This window comes from Nitrosomonas sp. (assembly GCA_016703745.1).
Classification (GTDB): Bacteria; Pseudomonadota; Gammaproteobacteria; order Burkholderiales; family Nitrosomonadaceae; genus Nitrosomonas.
In genome coordinates, this window is sequence record JADJBK010000006.1 from 2,344,722 (window position 1) to 2,363,374 (window position 18,653).

The 18,653-nt window shown below is 49.3% G+C and carries 21 protein-coding genes, 1 tRNA gene and 1 pseudogene; 7 read left to right on the forward strand and 16 right to left on the reverse strand.

All coding sequences use genetic code 11. The annotated features are described in order from the left end of the window. Positions 1 to 7: 7 nt before the first annotated feature. From IPG31_12310 to IPG31_12355, 10 genes are all read right to left on the reverse strand, one after another. Positions 8 to 1,162: an FAD-dependent oxidoreductase gene (locus tag IPG31_12310; protein MBK6619095.1), complete on the reverse strand. Its 1,155-nt coding sequence runs from the start codon at positions 1,160 to 1,162 to the stop codon at positions 8 to 10. 249 nt (positions 1,163 to 1,411) lie between these two features. Continuing rightward, positions 1,412 to 3,151, reverse strand: a complete 1,740-nt coding sequence (locus IPG31_12315) for an NADH-ubiquinone oxidoreductase (protein ID MBK6619096.1) — start codon at positions 3,149 to 3,151, stop codon at positions 1,412 to 1,414. After that, positions 3,148 to 4,632: a monovalent cation/H+ antiporter subunit D family protein gene (locus IPG31_12320; protein ID MBK6619097.1), complete on the reverse strand. Its 1,485-nt coding sequence runs from the start codon at positions 4,630 to 4,632 to the stop codon at positions 3,148 to 3,150. Before IPG31_12320 ends, IPG31_12315 begins: the two co-directional genes overlap by 4 nt. Beyond that, positions 4,629 to 6,116 (reverse strand): oxidoreductase, encoded by a 1,488-nt coding sequence (locus IPG31_12325; GenBank protein ID MBK6619098.1) that lies wholly within the window; start codon positions 6,114 to 6,116, stop codon positions 4,629 to 4,631. Before IPG31_12325 ends, IPG31_12320 begins: the two co-directional genes overlap by 4 nt. Positions 6,117 to 6,122: 6 nt before the next feature. After that, entirely contained in the window at positions 6,123 to 6,440 is a 318-nt protein-coding gene (locus IPG31_12330) for an NADH-quinone oxidoreductase subunit K (GenBank protein MBK6619099.1), read from the reverse strand. After that, the gene (locus IPG31_12335; protein MBK6619100.1) at positions 6,437 to 7,141 is read right to left on the reverse strand and encodes a sodium:proton antiporter; all 705 of its coding nucleotides are present in this window, start codon (positions 7,139 to 7,141) and stop codon (positions 6,437 to 6,439) included. The genes IPG31_12330 and IPG31_12335 overlap by 4 nt, the downstream gene beginning before the upstream one ends. Next, on the reverse strand, positions 7,123 to 7,401 hold the full coding sequence (locus IPG31_12340; GenBank protein MBK6619101.1) for a DUF4040 domain-containing protein: 279 nt from the start codon (positions 7,399 to 7,401) through the stop codon (positions 7,123 to 7,125). Before IPG31_12340 ends, IPG31_12335 begins: the two co-directional genes overlap by 19 nt. Then, entirely contained in the window at positions 7,386 to 7,688 is a 303-nt protein-coding gene (locus tag IPG31_12345; protein ID MBK6619102.1) for a monovalent cation/H(+) antiporter subunit G, read from the reverse strand. The genes IPG31_12340 and IPG31_12345 overlap by 16 nt, the downstream gene beginning before the upstream one ends. Then, positions 7,672 to 7,956 carry a pH regulation protein F gene (locus IPG31_12350; GenBank protein MBK6619103.1) on the reverse strand — a complete coding sequence of 95 codons (285 nt, stop codon included), beginning with the start codon at positions 7,954 to 7,956 and terminating at the stop codon, positions 7,672 to 7,674. Before IPG31_12350 ends, IPG31_12345 begins: the two co-directional genes overlap by 17 nt. After that, positions 7,953 to 8,465, reverse strand: coding sequence for a Na+/H+ antiporter subunit E (locus tag IPG31_12355; GenBank protein ID MBK6619104.1), 513 nt, complete (start codon positions 8,463 to 8,465; stop codon positions 7,953 to 7,955). Before IPG31_12355 ends, IPG31_12350 begins: the two co-directional genes overlap by 4 nt. Before the next feature lie 261 nt (positions 8,466 to 8,726). On the opposite strand from IPG31_12355, the gene IPG31_12360 reads away from it, so the two are divergent. The 6 genes and pseudogenes from IPG31_12360 (at position 8,727) to IPG31_12385 (ending at position 13,407) form a co-directional block, all read left to right on the forward strand. Beyond that, positions 8,727 to 9,353, forward strand: coding sequence for a peptidoglycan-binding protein (locus IPG31_12360; GenBank protein ID MBK6619105.1), 627 nt, complete (start codon positions 8,727 to 8,729; stop codon positions 9,351 to 9,353). A gap of 74 nt (positions 9,354 to 9,427) precedes the next feature. Further along, a complete protein-coding gene (locus IPG31_12365) occupies positions 9,428 to 10,657 on the forward strand; it encodes an aspartate kinase (GenBank protein MBK6619106.1) in 1,230 nt (409 codons plus the stop codon). 68 nt (positions 10,658 to 10,725) lie between these two features. Further along, positions 10,726 to 10,817: transfer RNA gene (locus IPG31_12370), tRNA-Ser, on the forward strand. A 165-nt stretch (positions 10,818 to 10,982) separates the two neighbouring features. Further along, a complete protein-coding gene (locus IPG31_12375) occupies positions 10,983 to 12,182 on the forward strand; it encodes a tyrosine-type recombinase/integrase (protein ID MBK6619107.1) in 1,200 nt (399 codons plus the stop codon). A 217-nt stretch (positions 12,183 to 12,399) separates the two neighbouring features. Next, positions 12,400 to 12,528: pseudogene (locus tag IPG31_12380) on the forward strand (IS3 family transposase). A gap of 282 nt (positions 12,529 to 12,810) precedes the next feature. Next, entirely contained in the window at positions 12,811 to 13,407 is a 597-nt protein-coding gene (locus IPG31_12385) for a hypothetical protein (protein ID MBK6619108.1), read from the forward strand. A gap of 87 nt (positions 13,408 to 13,494) precedes the next feature. Here the strand turns inward: IPG31_12385 and uvrC are convergent, their stop codons facing one another. From uvrC to IPG31_12415, 6 genes are all read right to left on the reverse strand, one after another. Beyond that, positions 13,495 to 15,309, reverse strand: coding sequence for an excinuclease ABC subunit UvrC (uvrC, locus tag IPG31_12390; GenBank protein MBK6619109.1), 1,815 nt, complete (start codon positions 15,307 to 15,309; stop codon positions 13,495 to 13,497). A gap of 15 nt (positions 15,310 to 15,324) precedes the next feature. Continuing rightward, entirely contained in the window at positions 15,325 to 15,513 is a 189-nt protein-coding gene (locus tag IPG31_12395) for a 4-oxalocrotonate tautomerase family protein (GenBank protein MBK6619110.1), read from the reverse strand. A 490-nt stretch (positions 15,514 to 16,003) separates the two neighbouring features. Then, a complete protein-coding gene (locus tag IPG31_12400; GenBank protein MBK6619111.1) occupies positions 16,004 to 16,303 on the reverse strand; it encodes a type II toxin-antitoxin system RelE/ParE family toxin in 300 nt (99 codons plus the stop codon). Further along, a complete protein-coding gene (locus IPG31_12405; GenBank protein MBK6619112.1) occupies positions 16,287 to 16,541 on the reverse strand; it encodes a type II toxin-antitoxin system ParD family antitoxin in 255 nt (84 codons plus the stop codon). Before IPG31_12405 ends, IPG31_12400 begins: the two co-directional genes overlap by 17 nt. Positions 16,542 to 17,037: 496 nt before the next feature. Continuing rightward, positions 17,038 to 17,337 (reverse strand): type II toxin-antitoxin system RelE/ParE family toxin, encoded by a 300-nt coding sequence (locus IPG31_12410; GenBank protein ID MBK6619113.1) that lies wholly within the window; start codon positions 17,335 to 17,337, stop codon positions 17,038 to 17,040. Next, complete coding sequence (locus IPG31_12415; protein ID MBK6619114.1) at positions 17,321 to 17,554, reverse strand: type II toxin-antitoxin system ParD family antitoxin; 234 nt, start codon at positions 17,552 to 17,554, stop codon at positions 17,321 to 17,323. Before IPG31_12415 ends, IPG31_12410 begins: the two co-directional genes overlap by 17 nt. Before the next feature lie 90 nt (positions 17,555 to 17,644). Here IPG31_12415 and IPG31_12420 point away from each other — a divergent pair, with 90 nt between their 5' ends. Further along, entirely contained in the window at positions 17,645 to 18,625 is a 981-nt protein-coding gene (locus IPG31_12420) for an IS5 family transposase (protein MBK6619115.1), read from the forward strand. The last annotated feature ends 28 nt before the right edge of the window (positions 18,626 to 18,653 follow it).

Sequence of the window (18,653 nt, forward strand, 5' to 3'; positions counted from 1 at the left end):
GGCACATCTATATCAGATAGGTATCAACGCCGGTTAACAATAAATCATACTGTGCTTCGACTACTTCCTTGATCAGCAATGCCGGCATGCCTGTCACAATGTTGCTCTCCATCGCTAGCCAGCCAGCCGCATCAGTAGCACCGAGACTGACCACATAGCCGATATCCCGATGCAGATAAGGCTCCATGACTTTGATGATACCAGAGTGGCGCAGTAGATTGCGTGCTGCTAGCTTTCCCTTGCGCACTGCGGATTGTGCTGTCATAGCGTTGGATCCAACTGACTGATAATGTGCGCAATCACCCGCCGCAAAAATATTGGCCAATATATCCTGGCTAACGGTAACTTGCCCGAATGCATTGGTTTTGAGGATTCCTGCCTGTTTACCAGAAAATACCAGCGATAGCATTGAGGGTAGAACAACACGTTGCCCCGTTATTTTATGCTTAAGCAGCAGTTGATTTTCCTGCTGACCAATAAAATGAGACGATGGATGGAATTCGATGCTTTCTTCCTGCATGCGGGTTTGCACATATTGAGAGAAACCAGCCGGAAACTGGCGTAGAACGTGCTCGCCGCTATCGATTAATCGCAGCCTGCAGGTGCTGCGCATGCGGCGGAGAAAATCAGTGATCTCGAACAGAAACTGGATACCGGTTGCCCCGCCACCCACAATGGAAATGAACGTGTCTGCATCACTTGATGCAGACAAATATGAGCTAAGCAGCGCTGATCCTGCCATCCCTGAAAAATCATCCAGCTCCAGTACCTGTTCTCCAAAATTGTTCCGATTGGTGTTTCCCCCGGTTGTAATCAGCAAATAATCAAATGGCAGAGTCTGCTCGTTGACTTGAATACATTTTGTTTTTTGCCAATATATCAGGCGATCGGCGGTGATATTCAGCGTATTCTGGATATGGCGAAAGCCAAATCGCTGCACCAATACTGATAGAGGAACCTGGAAATCGGTCAGGGGATAACGGAAGGTCTCATGTACATGCGTTATCTTGAGGTGTTCCGCTTTGGGATCAATCAACGTGATCTCCGCCCCGGGCATATACCGATAGAGTGTCACCATGGCGGCAATGCCGGCATAACCACCGCCCACAATCACGATCTTTAACTGTTTGCTTCCTGGAATATATAATGGCAGGAAAGCCATTTGCTGCCCTCCCTGGTGGTTTCTGAAGAAACAAGCGTAGCATAACGTGTTGTGCAATGCTGCAATTTGCTTATTCATGGCGGTGTTCCTGATGAAATTTTTCACCTCAGGTTGACTTTTTGGGTGATGAAGGCTGCTTGTGTACCTGCTTCCAGCGGGTACACTGAATTACAATCCGTGTTTTGTTTTAAAGCTGTCCTTTGCAGATCGATTGTATGAAGCCATAAAGCTGCCAAACACCAGCAAGCTTCAATTGAATTTGGCAAGAATTATCCCGAGCAGAATCAGCCCGCACAGCGCGATGGGCCAGTGGCTAAGAAATTTTTCTGATTGATCCAGGCGGGTTGACCATATGGATAAATCTGGAACACGCTGAAATATATGCTGAATTTTTAGTAACCAGTAGGGCAGCTCGTGATTGGACAGGTAATTGAGCCAGAGCAAAATCCTCCGAATGCCGTACTCATAAAATACGAGCATATCGCCTGGTGGAATGACTAAATGAGCAATGCGCCGCCCTAGAGGCGAATTTCTAGTGGTTTGTCGGTGAAGATAGAGAAAAAGCAGGGTAGCGAGTATCAGCGGCCAGAGGCTGTTGATAATCAGTGAATGCGAGATTTCAAAATCATCCAGCCAGTTGACAGCCATTGGTATGATAGTGATAAGTAGCAGCAGAATTATCCATGGTGCAAAATATTTGTGATCAGGGGCAGATAGGGTGTTGTCCGGTTGATTTTTTATTCTAGTCGTCAGGAGTACGAACCTTGCCATCAGCAATGCAGTTGCCACTGCACTAGCTGGCAACAGGTTTTGCCACAGTACTTCCCAGTAGCCTGGTGCGTGTGTGGCCTGTGTTTTTAGGAGTGACTTGGCGAGCCAGCCACTTGTCAGTGGCGCACCGACCAGGGATAACGCCGGCAATAATAATCCTGTTAGCAGCCATTTCCGCGATGCTGGATGAGCGTGCAGCAGCATACCGGCCCCCATAAATAATGCACCTTTGGCGAAACCGTGATGCAAGCTGTAAATCAGGATTGTAGTCAGGATTTGAGGCCAGGCATGGGGTACAATCAGGCCAAGGCCGACAGCTGCGGTCAAAAGTCCCATTTGGCTGATGCTGGAATAGGCGAGCAGTGTCTTGGCGTCACGTTGCGTAAGTCCGATGAGAGCGCCGTAGAAGGTTGCCAGCAGACCTAATACCATCCACCATTCTCCCCAGTTTTCCAGTGTAGTTTCTCCTAATGGGAGCAGCCGCAGCCAGCCGAGTAATCCTGCCTTGAGCATGATGCCGGAGAGTACTGCGCTGGCAGGTGGCGGTGCGGCCGGGTGGGCGAGTGGCAGCCAGACATGCAGGCCAATTGTACCCACCTTAATGCCGAACCCGATCCAGGTGAGCAGCAGAATGGTATTTAGCCATTCGGATTGTGCAAGCAGCGGACGTGCTGTTTCGAATAAAAGTGTATTGCAGGTGGATGCAGTCAATATCAGCGCGGCAAAAAGTGCTGCTTCGCCGAGAATGACAAGGATTAGATAGCACTTGCCGGCGTACCAGGCTTGCTCACTGCGTGTATGTGCTATCAGCCCGTAAGAGGCGAAGCTCATTAGTGTGAAGAACAGATAAAAACTAAGCATGTCGAGGGATACAATGAGCCCAATATTGCCGGCAAGCGCGAGATGAAACCAGCTGAAGAAACGTGCTTGTTGTGTGGAGGGAAGGTGGTAACGGCTATGCCAGCAGGTGAGCCCCCATAACACGCCTGTCAGCACTAGAAAAACACGTCCGGTTAAATCCAGTCCCCATTCGCTGCCCAGCAGCAACCACGGCAATTCAATAATGGTATGGTCTGCCGCGAAAAGTGCGATAGGTAGCGCTGGAAAAGCAGCCCAAGGGGATAATCCAAGGGCAAGTGTGTGCAACCGGGGAATCTGTAGCATACCCGCAAGCAGCAATGGCCAGATGACGCTGAATGGGAGCAATATGGTGGTCATGGTTGCAAAAACTCTAAATCCACAATGAAGCGTGCCCATTCCAGCGGTGTATAGGGCAGGGCGGCAAACAGGCCGGCAGCAAGTGATAGCAGTGCGGTTATCAGAGGAGGCCAGAGCAGCAAGCGGGAGGTTTTCGGGTGAGCGATCGGCTCTGTGTCTGGCCGGTCAAACCAGGCCGTGTATAAAATAGGTAAAAAATAGGCGGCATTGAGTAGCGTGCTGATGAGCAGCACACCAATTACCCAGGTAAGGCCACTTTGCAACGCTCCCATGCCCAGATACCATTTGCTGATAAAACCTGCGATCGGTGGCACGCCAATCATGCCCAGTGCGGCCAGTGTGAATGCTGTCATGGTAAGCGGCATGCGTCGACCTACTCCCTTCATTTCACTGATCTTGTGGATGCCCAGTGTTTCAGCAAGATTGCCCGCACAAAAGAATAGTGTGATTTTCATCAGTCCTTGATGTACCAGATGAACCAGTCCTCCGATTGCACCGATGGGCCCGGCGAGCGCCACGCCCAGGGTGATATACGATACCTGGCTGACTGTGGAGAAGGCGAGTCGCCGTTTGAGGTTGTCCTGCGTGAGTGCGCGCAATGAGCCGTAAATGATAGTGACTGCTGCTAGCATCACCAGTGGTGCTGTAACGCCAAGTGTTGCAGAGAAATCAATGCCATAAACATCGTAGAGCACGCGCACGATCCCGAATGCGCCTGCCTTGACGACCGCAACAGCATGTAGCAGTGCGCTGACTGGCGCCGGAGCGACCATCGCCTGCGGCAACCAGCCGTGCAAGGGCACCAATGCGGCTTTAACGCCTAATCCCATAATCAGCAGCATGAAAATGATAGTTAATTGGGGATGTAATGCGGGAGATAACTGCTGTACAAAGCCTTGTGGAGTGAAATCGAGCGTGCCGGTCAGGGTGTACAGCCAGACTGTGCCGGTCAGCAGCGATACCCCTCCACCAATTGTGTAGATGAGATAGGTTCGTCCGGCCTTGCGGGCTGCTTCAGTGCCGCGATGCACGATCAAGGGATAAGCAGCCAGTGTGAGTAGCTCGTAACAGATGAGGAATGTGAGCAGATTGCCTGCCATAGCAACCCCGGAAGTTGCTGCAACACACAGGCTGAAAAAACCAAAAAAACGGCTGCGATGAGGTGAGCCTTCCAGATAGCCGATGGCGTAAAAAGTGGTAACCAGCCATAACACGGCAGACAGGCTGACAAACATCACAGCGAGCGGATCCATTTGTAATATGAAATCGATATTCGGTAGAAATTGAATATGGATCTGATAGTGTTGGCCTTGGTAAATATGCCAGATCATCCAGCTGACCAGCCCAATCTTGCTGAATGCCGCCAGCAGATTCAGAGTGGTGCGGGTTCGTACGTTATTTTCCGGAAGGGTAAAAATGATGAGCCCAGATAGCAGCGAGGTCAGCAACACCAGAAGTGGCAGCCAGCTTTGCGTAATCATGAGCCAGGATGAAAAAAATTGAAGGGGTTTCCGATTGTGAGCAACTCAAGTAATGGTGCAGGATAGCATCCGAGCAGGATTGAGACGAGGGCAAGTGCTAATGCAACCCACTGCATCATGGCAGGGATGGTGCGGGTCTCAGAAATAAAGCTTTCTGTCTGCGCTTGGGTGAAGGCGTGGCCAATCACTTTGAAAACATAACCTGCTGCCAGAAGTCCACCCATAAGAATGATGATTGCATATCCCCATCGTTCCTGCGCAATGGCGGCTTCCAGTAACAGCCATTTTCCGGTGAATCCGCCACTTGGTGGCAGTCCCATGATGCTCACTCCTGCCAGGGAAAAAGCGGCAAGAGTGAGTGGCAGTCGCTGTGCGATATGATCGAACTCGAGGATGCGATCATGCCCGCTAAATAGTTGAATATTGCCAGCTGCAAGAAACATGGCGCTTTTCGCAAATGCATGTGCGAGCAACATGTAGAACGCGCCCTGCCAGGCGCCGACGAGCATCTCGTCGGATTGGTTATCTGCAAGCGGAAAAACCAGAAAAAAATAACCGAGCTGGGCAACGGTAGAATAAGCAATGAGTAATTTAAGGCGAATCTGGCGTAGCGCTAGTAGTGAACCCCAGATAATAGCAGCAGCACCGAACCATCCCAGAAGATCTGGCATTAAATTATGGATAGGGTGAAAGAGTTCCAGCCACAGGCGTGCGAGCAAGTAGAACGAAGCCTTGACCACCAGAGCCGAGAGTAACGCGCTGACCGGGGCAGCTGCACTACCGTGCGCGGGTGGCAACCAAAAATGTAATGGGAATAGCGCTGACTTAAGCAGCAGTCCGGCTGTTATCAGCGCTAACGCGGCTTGTGTTGAGGGTTGTGCGGTAATGCGCCCGGAAAGCAGGGTGAGATCGACCGTTGCATAGGTGTGATATAGCAGGGCGATACCCAGTAGATAACACAGCGAGCCAAGCAGGCTGGTCAGTAGATAGCGAATGGCGCTGATGAGCGCATCTCTGCTGCCGGCAAGTGCGGTTAGTGCAACGGCGGAGAGGCCAATCAGTTCGAGTGTGACGTACAAGTTAAAAAGATCCGCTGATAGAAATAGCGCATTAAGCCCCGCCCATAAAAAGAGCCATAGCGACCAGAAAGCAGCGGATTTGCCGTTGTCCTGAGGCGGTATTCGAAAATAGGAAAAGGCATATAAGCTGACACCTAGCCCGGTGACGACACTCGCCATGAGCATGAATGCACTCAACCCGTCCAGGTGAAGCTCAATTCCAAGTGGTGCGCCCCAGCCGCCCAAGGTGTAGTAATAGTCTCCTGGTGAGGTAACCAGATCGGTAAGTAACGATGCTAGTATAAGGCTTACTGCCAAAGCGGTACCTAACCCGATCCAGTGAGCATGTTTGCGAATTAGAAATGCCAGTAGCGCGCCTGTCAGTGGCAGTACGACCAGCGTTATGCCGAGATCAGGCGTGATCATGCCGAATCAGTCATCAAACTGCTCGTCTACACCTGGTAAATGTACTCTGCCTGTCAGTGCGTGAATACGAAGCAGAATGGACAGCCCCAGAGCGGTAGCAGCAATGGCGACGACGATACCGGTAATAACCATTGCATGCGGGATGGGATCGACGATAGCGTTCGGCGTGTGTGCCGCCAGGCCGGCGAGAACCAGAAAAACGCCACAACTCATGACATTGATCGCTAGCAGCTTGCGCAGTAAATGGGTTAATACGATTAACGCATAAAGACCCAGCGAAAAAAGGCCGATACCGGTCGAAGCATACAGTATGGCAATGGTCATGGCGTTGAATGCGGTCTGCCCAGTAAAAACAGGGTGGCGAGTGTCAGGCCGATCGATAGCATGGCAAAAGTCTCGATCAGTAGTATCAGTATACCTGCCAGATCTGGTGGGAGGGAGAAGAAGGGAGCGCTATTGAACCAACCTGATGCGGCTACCAATAAAAAAACGACTAAGCCACAAACATGAATAAATCTAAGATAGATGCCGGTTAGTTCAATTGGAAGTTTCCAGCCAGTGAGTTGAATCATGATGCCCAGCGAGGCCAGTAATGCGCCTGCTTGAAAAGCGCCTCCGGGCGCGTGTGCACCTGCCCACAAGAGATAACCTGCTACCAGAACGATGATTGGCGTTAAAAAACGTGTCAGGCTATCGAGCATTTCACCTGGCGGGTGCCTGGTGTCATCCGCTTGAACGTCAAGTGGCGCAAGTGACCATGTGCCTATTAGCGCTAGCAGCAATACTGCCATTTCCAGTAGTGTATCGTAGCCACGAAAATTGAGTAGTACCGCTGTTACCGGATGACTCACGCCACTTGCAGGGAGCTGTGCGGAAACGATCTCAATCAATTCGGCATCGCGGACTGGCAGGAAAAAGACGGAAATCATCAACCCAATAGCGACACAGATAACTAATATTGCGCTGAATATAGTTAAGGTAAGTTTGTGTAATTTTTCTGATCGCGTCACATTTTTGGTTTGCATGGTGATTTGTCTTTTCGGGCCAGAACTGCCCAGGCAGAGAGCAGCAGTGCACCTGTTAGCCCGGCACCAATTGCGATTTCAGCAAGTGCAATATCGGGTGCATCCAGCCTTATCCAGGTGAGCCCCAGTAATAAACCAAAGATGATATACAAAATAATTGCACGAAAGAGGTTGTGGCTAAATAGGGATAAGGCTGCTACCAGTGTCAAAAGCGAAGCAAGCAGGTAATCCAGTAGAATGGGTGTCAGCGTGGTTTCCATGGTGGCAGATTATTTTGTAACGCGGCACGTGCAATCAGATGACAAGTGGTGCTGGAGGCGAACAACACAAGCAGCCAGATTAGCACCAGTTTGCCAACCACCGTCCACGACTCGGCTTGGATGCTCAGGGCTGCCACTATCAGACCCAAGCCAAGGTTGTCTGCTTTGGTGAGGGCATGCAGGCGCGTAAAGACATCTGGAAAACGCAACAGGCCAATAGTGCCAGCCAGAAAGAAAAACCCTCCCATTGCAAGCAGCAGGATCGTGAGGTTATTTATCATGCTCATCGTCAGGTTCCATTGTTGTGTGCCAGCTGCGGCGCACGAAGGCTGTTGCCATTACCGCTGCCAGCAGCGCCAGTACCAGGGCGGCGTCACGAAAAGCGTGATTGCCAGATAATTGTGACAGGATGAGCAACATAGCCACAGTTGTGGTGCCAAACAGCTGGGCTGTCAGCATTCGGTCAGCTGGGGTGGGCCCTTGAAAGATTCGCCATAATCCTGCTGCCAGGGTACCCAGTAGAAAAGCAAGCATAATTTCGTAGAATAGGATCATGTGGGTATTTTTTGCTTATCTGGTGTTGGCAGGACGAGATTGGTCAACCGTGCAATATGGCTTTCCAGTAGTTGCAATGACTGCCAGTAAGGCGTTCTGCCGTCGAGTACGTGTACGATTAGACAGGACCCATCCAGGTCTGCAGCCAATGTGCCTGGGAGCAAGCTGGTGATGCTGGTCATAAAAATATGGGATGTGCCTGCCGGCAGGCGCATGGGGTACCTGATTAAAACCGGAGCCAGATTCAAGCCTGGTCGCAAAGCTCGGTAGGCGACATCGAAGCTGCTGCTGACAGAGTGGAATATGAAATAAGGAAGAAAGCGTAGCCAGCCAGTCAGCGACCATGAGGATGGCGGAAGCAACCGCCGGCTTAATAGGGTGGAAGTCAGAACAAACAGGCCGCCTAACCACCACGCAGTCAGGTTGCCGTCAGTCAACAGCCACCATATCCCAGAAAACAGGCTGGCACGGATAATTATACTGAATGTTGTCTGAGTAACGTTTTGCATGAATGGATTAGTTGACTGATTACGGTAATTATCGCCACGCACAGCAATAATTTACCCCAAGTTTCCCAAAATTAACAGATTTGAATTGATCCTTTGCGCTCACGTAGTAGAATGTCATGGTAATAGACAAGGTAATAAATCTTCATACAATGAGTTTTGAATGGCTTAGTTGGTTCCGCTATGCGCTGTTTTTGGATATATGTCTTGGGTGAATGGGCTTGAGCGGAACTCATCATATTGATTTTACGAGGAGAGTGAGAGATGGAAGCTGGAAAAAACCTGGATACTCTGGTGAAAAGTGTGTTGATATTTCTGGTAATTGGATTCTTGGCAGGTTGCGGAGACGAGCCGGAAGAATCCACTAAAGTTGGTAGGGATGCAGTTGTTGTTCCAGAATATACTCAAAGTGATGAAGCGGTGATTAGAGCTACGGAACCCTCAGTCCATGCGGATGCTGCGGAGATCACCGAATCCATTGAGAAATCATTGGATGCCATTCTTCAAGAAGCCGATGCTGTGATTAAAAAAACTGAGGAAACGCTTGGTGAGTTTAATGGTGATACTGTTAAAACCGAATTAGGCGAAATGGCGGAAGATATCGCTGAAGGATCGAAATCCTATGTTGCAACAATAGAAGAAGCTGTTGATGAATCCCTTGAAGCCGTGCAGGAAGCCGTTCACGATGGGCATGAAATCGTTAAGGCTACTCCAGATCTGATTCGTAAGATTCAGAACGCTTTGAATGATGCAGGATTTGATGCTGGTACTGCTGACGGTAAATTGGGTCCACGCACCCTTACTGCGCTAAAAACCTACCAACAACAGAACGGACTGGAAGCTGGAAAATTCACCAAAGAGACATTGCGGGCATTGGATGTTTCATTTTAGTTCTTGAGAGTTACTTGGAGTGGGCGTCTTGTCGGGCACATTTTAGATTCTCAATCTATTGATAAAGAGTATTTGTGGCGTTTCTTGTACAAAAATACGGTGGTACATCGGTAGGTAGCACTGAGCGCATCAAGCAGGTTGCTCAACGTGTTGCTGATTTTCAGGCAAAGGGTCATGCCCTTGTCGTAGTGGTTTCTGCTATGAGCGGTGAAACTAACCGTCTCATCTCGCTGGCCAGGGAGATTCAATCTGAGCCTGACGCACGTGAATTAGACGTTATTCTGTCAACAGGTGAGCAGGTGTCGATTGCCTTGCTGGCGATGGCACTCCACGCGCTTGGTGTGAAGGCTAAAAGTTATACTGGCTCGCAGGCCAGTATAACAACTGACAGCGCGTATAACAAAGCACGTATTCTGAAGATCGATGAAAAATTTATACGTGCGGATCTCGCCGCAGGCTATGTTGTCATCGTAGCGGGATTTCAGGGCAGAGATGATGCCGGCAACATCACTACGCTGGGGCGGGGGGGATCCGATACCACGGCCGTGGCGCTTGCGGCAGCACTTAAGGCGGATGAGTGTCAAATATATACAGATGTCGATGGTATTTATACTACGGATCCGCGTGTGGTGGCGGAAGCGCGGCGATTAAAAACGATCACTTTTGAAGAAATGCTTGAAATGGCAAGCCTGGGATCAAAGGTGTTGCAAATCCGTTCGGTGGAATTTGCCGGAAAATACCGGGTTAAGCTAAGGGTTCTTTCCAGTTTTGAGGAGCAGGGCGAAGGAACATTGATTACCTTTGAGGAAAACAAGCAAATGGAGCAGCCCATTATTTCTGGTATCGCATTTAATCGGGACGAATCAAAAATTACGATTGTGGGTGTGCCGGATCATCCTGGCATTGCCTATCAAATATTGGGTCCGGTTGCCGATGCCAATGTTGACGTAGATATGATTATTCAGAATGTCGGGCACGATGGTACGACCGATTTTTCATTCACGGTTAACCGCAATGAATACGCTAAAACTATGGGTATCCTCAAAGACCAGATTTTGCCGCATATTGGAGCGCGTGATGTGATTGGCGGCAATCAAATTGCAAAAGTTTCCGTGATAGGCGTGGGTATGCGGTCACATGCAGGTGTTGCAAGTAACATGTTTCGTGTGCTGGCAGAAGAGGGGATTAATATCCAGATGATCGCTACTTCAGAAATCAAGATTTCGGTGATTGTGGATGAAAAATATATGGAACTGGCAGTGCGGATATTGCACAAGGCTTTCGATTTGGATCAGGAGCGGTAATCTGTTTGTGCCAAACTATGCTAATATGGCAACCCGCATGTCAGCGTAACGCTAAAAATATTGAAATCGGAGAGATGGCCGAGTGGTCGAAGGCGCTCCCCTGCTAAGGGAGTATAGGCTCAAAAGCTTATCGAGGGTTCGAATCCCTCTCTCTCCGCCAACTATGCACCAGCAGTTGCCCACAGTTGCCAAATATACCCTTATAGATAAACAGTTTCGATAGATTTAAGGCAACACTGGGCAACAACGGGAAATGTGGGTAACAAGATTAAAATGCGGGTAATATTGAGGGTAGGTTCAAGTACCTCTGAAAACTTGCCCTCATATGAAGCTCACAGATACAACAATCAAGGCAGCAAAGCCCAAAGAGAAAGCCTACAAGTTATCCGATGGTGGCGGGCTTCTATTACTGGTTCAGCCAAACAGCTCCAAATGGTGGCGGTATCGTTACCGGTTCAACGGTAAGGAAAAGTCTATCTCTCTTGGCGTGTATCCGGGGGTTACCCTCAAAAAAGCACGGGATCTGCGGGTAACTGCCAGCGATTTACTCAAGCAGGGTATTGATCCCTCAAGGCATCGCCAGGAACAAAAGCAAATTGCGGCAATAGCGGCAGGGAACAGCTTTGAAACAGTTGCCCGTCTTTGGTGGAATCACTGGAAGCACAACAAGACCGAACGACACGCAAACTACACAATACGGCGATTGGAAGCGGACATCTTCCCTGCCCTTGGTCGCGAGCCAGTCAATGAAATATCTATCCATACCCTGCTATCTGCGGTCAAGAAGATTGAGACACGCGGCGCGGTGGATATCGCCAAACGCGCATTAACCACTTGCGGGCAGGTATTCCGCTACGCCATAGTGAATGGATTGGCAGAACGCAACCCGGCGGCAGATATTAAACCGGAGGACGCACTAAAGCCCACCAAAAAGAAGAACCACGCACGGCTTGATGAAAAAGACCTTCCTGAATTACTCCAAAAGATTGACGCATACGACGGACAGCTATTGACTAGACTGGCGTTGAAGTTAATGGCGTTAACATTCGTAAGAACCAGCGAGCTGATTGGCGCACGGTGGGAGGAATTCAACCTTGACTTGAAACAGTGGCGCATACCCGCAAGCCGCATGAGAATGAAGACACAACACATTGTGCCGTTGTCCACGCAGGCCATAGAGGCCATAGAAGACATTAAATCGCTGAGGGTGGATGATGCCTTGTTGTTTCCCAGTGAACGCCGTGACGGGAAGCTTATGAGCAATAATACTATTCTTTACGCCCTGTATCGCATGGGCTATCACTCGCGCATGACAGGGCACGGGTTCCGTGATATGGCTTCGACCATCCTTCATGAACGCGGATACAACCATGATCATATTGAATTACAACTGGCGCATAGCCCAAGGAACGCCGTAAGCGCGGCATATAACCATGCGCTGCATTTGGAACCACGTGCGAAGATGATGCAGGACTGGGCGGATTATCTGGATACTGCTAGGGGTGGGTATATGATCTTCCGGTGAGGGTTTACCAATATGTTTAGTCAATACTTTTATTGATGCCCGTTCAGGGCTTATATATTGGCGTGTGGTGGTGTTTTGAGTGCTCCAGATTAGTTGGTTGCTAATTCGGAGGTTGCATGAAACAGAAAAATCTAGAACCGGCAGTTTTACCATATACCGGAAAGAGCCGGTTTTCACAGTTCAAGCAGTTTTCCCCTGTCAGCCGGGGGACGTTCAGATGGATCAGAGATTTACGATAGCAGAAGCTGCCAGGAGTCTGGAAATCAGGGCTAACATGCTTGGGCGATGGATCAAGGAGAGCGAGGCGGATAATAATAGCCAGACATTCCAGGGTAATGGGAAACTATCATCGAAATCGACAGTGAAAGTTATGGGAGGAAAAACCAGAAAAAATCATGAAGTAGCTAATAAACTCAACCGGCCATCATAATTATCGTCAAAGCGGCCAAGATAATTGACGCGAGACAGGGTGAGCTTGCGAACCCCAACACCAGCAGCTGGGGGCAGTTTTTTGTTATCCGAAATTTATCAACCTGCGTAGGGCGATCACCTGCTCTCCTGGAGATAAGTCATGTCGTGATGGATCGTGGTATATTTGGTGTGTGGATAATACACTGAGAAAATAGCGATGGCACTGGCACAGGAAGATATTGCGCAGATACAGGACATGATCCAGAATCTGATCGCAGAAACTCTGCGTGCACAGCCGGAGTTTAGCCATAACAACGTTCGTTATGAGCTGGAGCTGCGGGAGCGGATTGTTCGCGTGGAAGAGGAGCTGAGACACCAGCGTGAGTTGCTGCTGGAAGGATTCAGGCGGATGGATAAGCGTTTTGAGGAGATCGATCACCGCTTTGAGATAATCGATAGCCGCTTTGAGGCGATCGACCGTCGTTTTGAGACGATCGACCGTCGCTTTGAGGCGTTACAGATCAGCATGGATAAGCGTTTCGAAATGATGCAGATCAGCATGGATAAGCGTTTCGAAATGATGCAGATCAGTATGGATAAGCGTTTTGAAGTGATAGACGAGCGCTTCGAAATGATAGACAAACGCTTCGAAATGATGGACAAGCGCTTCGAAACGATAGACAAACGTTTCGAGACGATAGATAAACGCTTTGAACTGTTGACTGCCCGCATTGACCATTTTATGGTGTGGTCGTTTGCGACGACATTGACGGTTAGTGGTCTGATTGTGGCGGCAATCAAATATTTGCCTTGATGAAGTGGCCTGTGCCCGGTTGGGTCATTGAGTTGCCGTTGTTTCATTATATCCGGGGCATGCGGTTTGTCTCAATTTGTTGAATCGTCAGCGTATTTCTCGATAAATCTTTTCTGCCAGTGCGCGGCTGATACCTTCAGTTTGTTGCAGCTCATCTATACTGGCATTTTTTACCCCTTTTAATCCGCCAAAGCGGGTCAGCAGGCTTTGGCGGCGTTTTGCGCCGATGCCGGTGATCTGTTCCAGATCGGAAACGTTGCGAGCTTTGGCGCGTTTGGCGCGATGTCCCTGAATGGCAAAGCGGTGGGCTTCATCGCGGATCTGCTGGATCAGGTGCAGACCGGGATGATCGCTCGGCAGGCGCACGGTAGGCGTTTGCAGTGGATAAACGAGTTGCTCCAGTCCGGGTTTGCGTGCTTCACCCTTGGCCACACCCAGCAGCGGAATATCGCCCAGCCCCAGCTCCAGCATGACTTCGTAAGCGATGTTGACTTGCCCTTTGCCGCCATCGATCAGAATCAGATCAGGCAGTTTTCCTTCTCCGGCAGCAATTCGGGCATAACGTCGTTGCAAGACATCGCGCATCGCGGCGTAATCGTCTCCGGGCTGGTTGCCGGTAATGTTGTAACGGCGGTATTCGTTATGCCGCTCCGCCATGTCGTCATACACTACGCAAGATGCCATGGTGGCTTCTCCCATGGTGTGGCTGATATCGAAACATTCGATACGTTTGAGGCCCGGCAGATCGAGTGCTGTTTGCAGTGCCTGCAGGCGATTTTCCTGACCGGCTTGCTGGTTGATTCGCTGCTGCAACGCCAATTGCGCATTTTGTGCGGCCATATCCAGCCATTTGCGCCGGTCGGCGATAGGATGGGTTGTCAGCGTGATCTTGTGCCCGGCCTGCTCGGACAGTAAATCCTGCAATAATGTCACATTGATTTTTTCGCCTAAAATGATCAGGGGTGGTGTGCTGCGTTGCAGGTAATGCTGGGCTACAAAAGTTTCTAATATCGCATTGAGGTCGTATTCCTGCGCATTTTGCGGAAAAAAGGTTTTGTCACCGAGATGCCGACCACCACGGATCATCACCAGATTGACGGCGACGCTGCCGTCTTCTCCGGCTACGCAAGCGATTACATCGGCATCCAGCAGCCTGCCGCTATCGACAAACTGCTTTTCCTGGATTTTGCGTAGTGACTGCATCTGGTCGCGGAATAGTGCAGCCTGCTCGAAATTGAGCTCATCTGCGGCGGTCAGCATTTTTGCTTCGATCACTTTCAGTACCTCTTGCTGCTTGCCTTGCAGGAACAGGGTTGCGTTGCGCACATCTTCACGATAGTCCTCTTCTGTCACCAGCCCGACGCAGGGCCCGCTGCAACGTTTGATCTGATAGAGCAGACAGGGGCGAGTGCGATGATTGAATACCGAATTCTGGCAAGTGCGCAGGCGAAACACTTTTTGCAGCAGTTGAATGCTGGATTTGACTACGCCCGCATTGGGGAATGGGCCAAAATACTGATTTTCGTTATCCAGCGCGCCCCGATAATAGACCAGCCGAGGATAATCATGCCGGGTGAGCTTCAGGTAAGGATAAGACTTATCGTCACGAAACAGGATGTTGTAACGGGGCGCCAGGCTTTTGATCAGGTTGTTTTCCAGAATCAGCGCTTCTGCCTCGGAACGGGTGACGGTAGTTTCGATCCCGGCTACTTGTGACACCATTAATTGAATGCGGGGAGACAGACTGCCAGACTGGCGAAAGTAGGACACAACGCGCTTGCGTAAATTGATTGCCTTGCCGACATAAATAACTTTCTGCGCGGCGTTGAGCATGCGATACACGCCAGGCTGAGCTGGCAGTTTCAGTGCAAATGCTTTCCCGTCGAACGGGTCTTCCGCCAGAACCATCTTACCGCATTATTTGTTGCTGCTCAGCAGCTCTCCGCCAACGGCCCAATTTTCGTGAGGCAATTCGTCGAAAGTAATGTAGGTATAAGATTTGGGTTTGTGCGCGACACGTTCGAGTGTGTCGGTGAATTCTTTGGCAATCTGGCGTTTCTGTTCCTGGCTGAGCGAGCCTGCCAGACGAATATTGACATACGGCATTGTTTTACTCCTGGTGGTTTGGGCTGAATTTTACCTGGTGAATATTACCACGCGCTTGTTAACCCGTGATTCCAGCGTATTTCTAGAATCCATATTTCCTTGTCTATCAATCCTATGCGGCGTCAATATTTTTTGTTCGTGCCTCGTCTTGCTTAATACGCTGAATTTTTAGGGGGGGCTCTGCAACACCAGATGTGTATTGCCAAAAATGGAGTCTATTGGTTTGTGCAGCGGGTTGATGTGGTGGGATGTTGTTTCGGTGGGATATTGCTTACTTGTTGTGTTTTTATCTTCTTAAAAAGAAAAAAGGAGTAGGTGGTTAACCGACTCCTTGTTCTATCTGGTAGGCCGTGCGAGATTCTAACTCGCGACCAACGGATTAAAATATACTTTAACTAGATGTTTTTATTAATATTAAACTTGTCAGTGCTTGTCAGCACTCGCCGATAATCGTCATTTTTTTCACGCTTTATTATTAATAACTGTAACTCTACAAATGCAGCGTAGATAACATTCGATCATGCAGTACACGTACTACCACAATTCCGTAATTTGTTTGCCGGAAATATATAGCGTGTCGCCCAACTTGACTCCGGCGATACCCTTTACGGATACGATCGCAGGGTGTTGCTATTTTCGGATTCTCCGTCAGCTGACCAAACGCTTCTGTCAATTCATCTGTGTAACGATTGGCCTGTTCCAATCCCCACTCTTTGAGTGTGTAAAGCCAAATGGTTTCCATATCGCGTGCAGCTTCCGGTGTTAACCGATACTCAGCTGACTTTGACATGTTTTGCGGTCATTCCTTCTTTAAACAAATCGCCGTCAAATGGCTGTGGTTCACCACTTTGTTCGCCTTTGATTAACTCGCCGCGAATAGTATCGATTTCAGAATTGCGAGCTTGATCACGCCTAATCAGATCTCGGATATATTCACTGTCATTGGTGAAGTCACCGCCCTCAATCTGAGCCTTAATCCACTTATCTTGCTGATCGGTAACAGTGATGGTTTTACGGGTTGTTCCCATTTTATCCTCCAAAGGCATGTGAAAAGATCATACTATTGCAGTAAAATAGCATGTTCTTGCATCCATGAAAAGACAGAAAACCTAGTTTATTTTTAGAACATAATATTGCTAACTTAAGCTAAACCTGGATCTGAATTTAACAACCCTATAACAAATGCCATCGATCTTTATCTGAAATCATATATTGGCTGGAAATCCAGGATTATGGTGGATCGCTATGCCAAGTATGCAACCGAGCATTTGAGGGTTGCAGCGGCTAGAATCGAGGGCGGACGTGGGGGCATGGTTAACTTGTCACGTTCAAAAAGAAAAAAGGAGTAGGTGGTTAACCGACTCCTTTTTCTATCTGGTAGGCCGTGCGAGATTCGAACTCGCGACCAACGGATTAAAAGGTGTTTTAACTAACTGTTTTTATTAATTTTACACTCGCAAGTGCTCGTCAACACTCGCCGACAATCGTCATTTTTGTCACGTTTTATTATTAATAATTGTAACTCTACAAATGCAGCGTAGATAACATTCGATCATGCAGTACACGAACTACCACAATTCCGTAATTTGTTTGCCGGAAATATATAGCGTGTCGCCCAACTTGACTACGGCGATACCCTTTACGGATACGATCGCAGGGTGTTGCCATTTCCGGATTCTCCGCCAATTGACCAAACGCTTCTGTCAATTCGTCTGTGTAACGATTGGCCTGTTCCAAACCCCACTCTTTGAGTGTGTAAAGCCAAATGTTTTCCATATCGCGAGCAGCTTCCGGTGTTAACCGATATTCAGCTGACTTTGACATGTTTGGCGGTCATTCCTTCTTTAAACAAAACGCCGTCAAATGGCTGTGGTTCACCACTCTGTTCGCCTTTGATTAGCTCGCTACGAATGGTATCGATTTCAGAATTGCGAGCTTGATCACGCCTAATCAGATCTCGGATATATTCACTGTCATTGGTGAAGTCGCCACCCTCAATCTGAGCTTTAATCCACTTGTCCTGCTGGTCGGTAACAGTGATGGTTTTAGGAACCTCTGATTAATTCCCCGCAAGCAATATAATTCTGCATCAAACTTTTTCGAGAAGCTATTCATGAAACCTTACCAACAGATGAGTTTTGCTGATGCCGAATACGCCAATAAGGGCAAAGTCACGCGCCGCGAGAAGTTTCTCGATCAACTTGACGGGTTATTGCCTTGGCAGGCTATGATTGATGTTATTGAACCACACTATGCGCCAGGCAATGGGCGTGGCCGCAAACCATTTGCCTTGGAATTGATGCTGCGCGCGCATGTTGCGCAAATTATCTACAACTATTCCGATCCGGGCATGGAAGATGCGCTGTATGAGATTGAATCACTGCGCCGTTTTTGCGGCATTCGTCTGGAAGCCGTGCCGGATGAAAGCACCATTTTGCAATTTCGGCATTTACTGGAAAAACACGGGTTAATGGATCAGATCTTCCAGGTCATCAACCAAACGCTGGGTGAGCGTGGGTTGTTCTTGAAAGCCGGCACCATCGTCGATGCCAGCCTGATTGCCGCGCCGACTTCAACCAAAAATAAGAGCCGGTCGCGTGATCCAGAAATGCATTCCAGCAAAAAGGGCAATCAATGGTTTTTCGGCAGCAAGTTTCATATCGGCGTCGATCATGAAACCGGGTTGGTGCATACGCTCAAAGTAACCTCGGGGCATGTCAGCGACGTTGCCGAAGCCGCCGCCCTGCTGCATGGCGAGGAACAGTTTGTTCATGGCGATGCCGGATATCAGGGGCTGGATAAACGCCCGGAGATGCCGGCGGAAAGCCCTCCAGCCTGCGTGATCGCGATGCGTCCGGGCAAACTGGCCAGGCTCACGAAAGACGATTCCGGGGCGGCTCAACTACTGCGCGGTGCCGCCCGTGAGCTGGCGAAACGCCGCGCCAAAGTCGAACACGTGTTTCGGGATATCAAAATCCGCTTTGGGTATGCTAAAAATCGCTATCGCGGCCTGGCCAAAAATGCGGCCCGTTTGACCTTCCTGACAGCCATTGCCAACGTCATCCGTGGTGATGCTTATGAACGTCGATGTCTTGTTGCGTCTGAAATTTGAAAACAAGCCAGTAAATGAGCTTGTTTCC

Bases quoted from the DNA above. Each gene is read 5' to 3' on its own strand.
- IPG31_12350 (MBK6619103.1), bottom strand. From the start codon at position 7,956: ATGATCCTATTCTACGAAATTATGCTTGCTTTTCTACTGGGTACCCTG.
- IPG31_12385 (MBK6619108.1), top strand. From the start codon at position 12,811: ATGGCACTGGCACAGGAAGATATTGCGCAGATACAGGACATGATCCAG.
- IPG31_12395 (MBK6619110.1), bottom strand. From the start codon at position 15,513: ATGCCGTATGTCAATATTCGTCTGGCAGGCTCGCTCAGCCAGGAACAG.
- IPG31_12335 (MBK6619100.1), bottom strand. From the start codon at position 7,141: ATGCAAACCAAAAATGTGACGCGATCAGAAAAATTACACAAACTTACC.
- IPG31_12320 (MBK6619097.1), bottom strand. From the start codon at position 4,632: ATGATTACGCAAAGCTGGCTGCCACTTCTGGTGTTGCTGACCTCGCTG.
- IPG31_12355 (MBK6619104.1), bottom strand. From the start codon at position 8,465: ATGCAAAACGTTACTCAGACAACATTCAGTATAATTATCCGTGCCAGC.
- IPG31_12330 (MBK6619099.1), bottom strand. From the start codon at position 6,440: ATGACCATTGCCATACTGTATGCTTCGACCGGTATCGGCCTTTTTTCG.
- IPG31_12340 (MBK6619101.1), bottom strand. From the start codon at position 7,401: ATGGAAACCACGCTGACACCCATTCTACTGGATTACCTGCTTGCTTCG.
- IPG31_12410 (MBK6619113.1), bottom strand. From the start codon at position 17,337: ATGTCAAAGTCAGCTGAATATCGGTTAACACCGGAAGCTGCTCGCGAT.
- IPG31_12405 (MBK6619112.1), bottom strand. From the start codon at position 16,541: ATGGGAACAACCCGTAAAACCATCACTGTTACCGATCAGCAAGATAAG.
- IPG31_12325 (MBK6619098.1), bottom strand. From the start codon at position 6,116: ATGATCACGCCTGATCTCGGCATAACGCTGGTCGTACTGCCACTGACA.
- IPG31_12360 (MBK6619105.1), top strand. From the start codon at position 8,727: ATGGAAGCTGGAAAAAACCTGGATACTCTGGTGAAAAGTGTGTTGATA.
- IPG31_12310 (MBK6619095.1), bottom strand. From the start codon at position 1,162: ATGGCTTTCCTGCCATTATATATTCCAGGAAGCAAACAGTTAAAGATC.
- IPG31_12400 (MBK6619111.1), bottom strand. From the start codon at position 16,303: ATGTCAAAGTCAGCTGAGTATCGGTTAACACCGGAAGCTGCACGCGAT.
- IPG31_12420 (MBK6619115.1), top strand. From the start codon at position 17,645: ATGAGTTTTGCTGATGCCGAATACGCCAATAAGGGCAAAGTCACGCGC.
- IPG31_12345 (MBK6619102.1), bottom strand. From the start codon at position 7,688: ATGAGCATGATAAATAACCTCACGATCCTGCTGCTTGCAATGGGAGGG.
- IPG31_12375 (MBK6619107.1), top strand. From the start codon at position 10,983: ATGAAGCTCACAGATACAACAATCAAGGCAGCAAAGCCCAAAGAGAAA.
- IPG31_12315 (MBK6619096.1), bottom strand. From the start codon at position 3,151: ATGACCACCATATTGCTCCCATTCAGCGTCATCTGGCCATTGCTGCTT.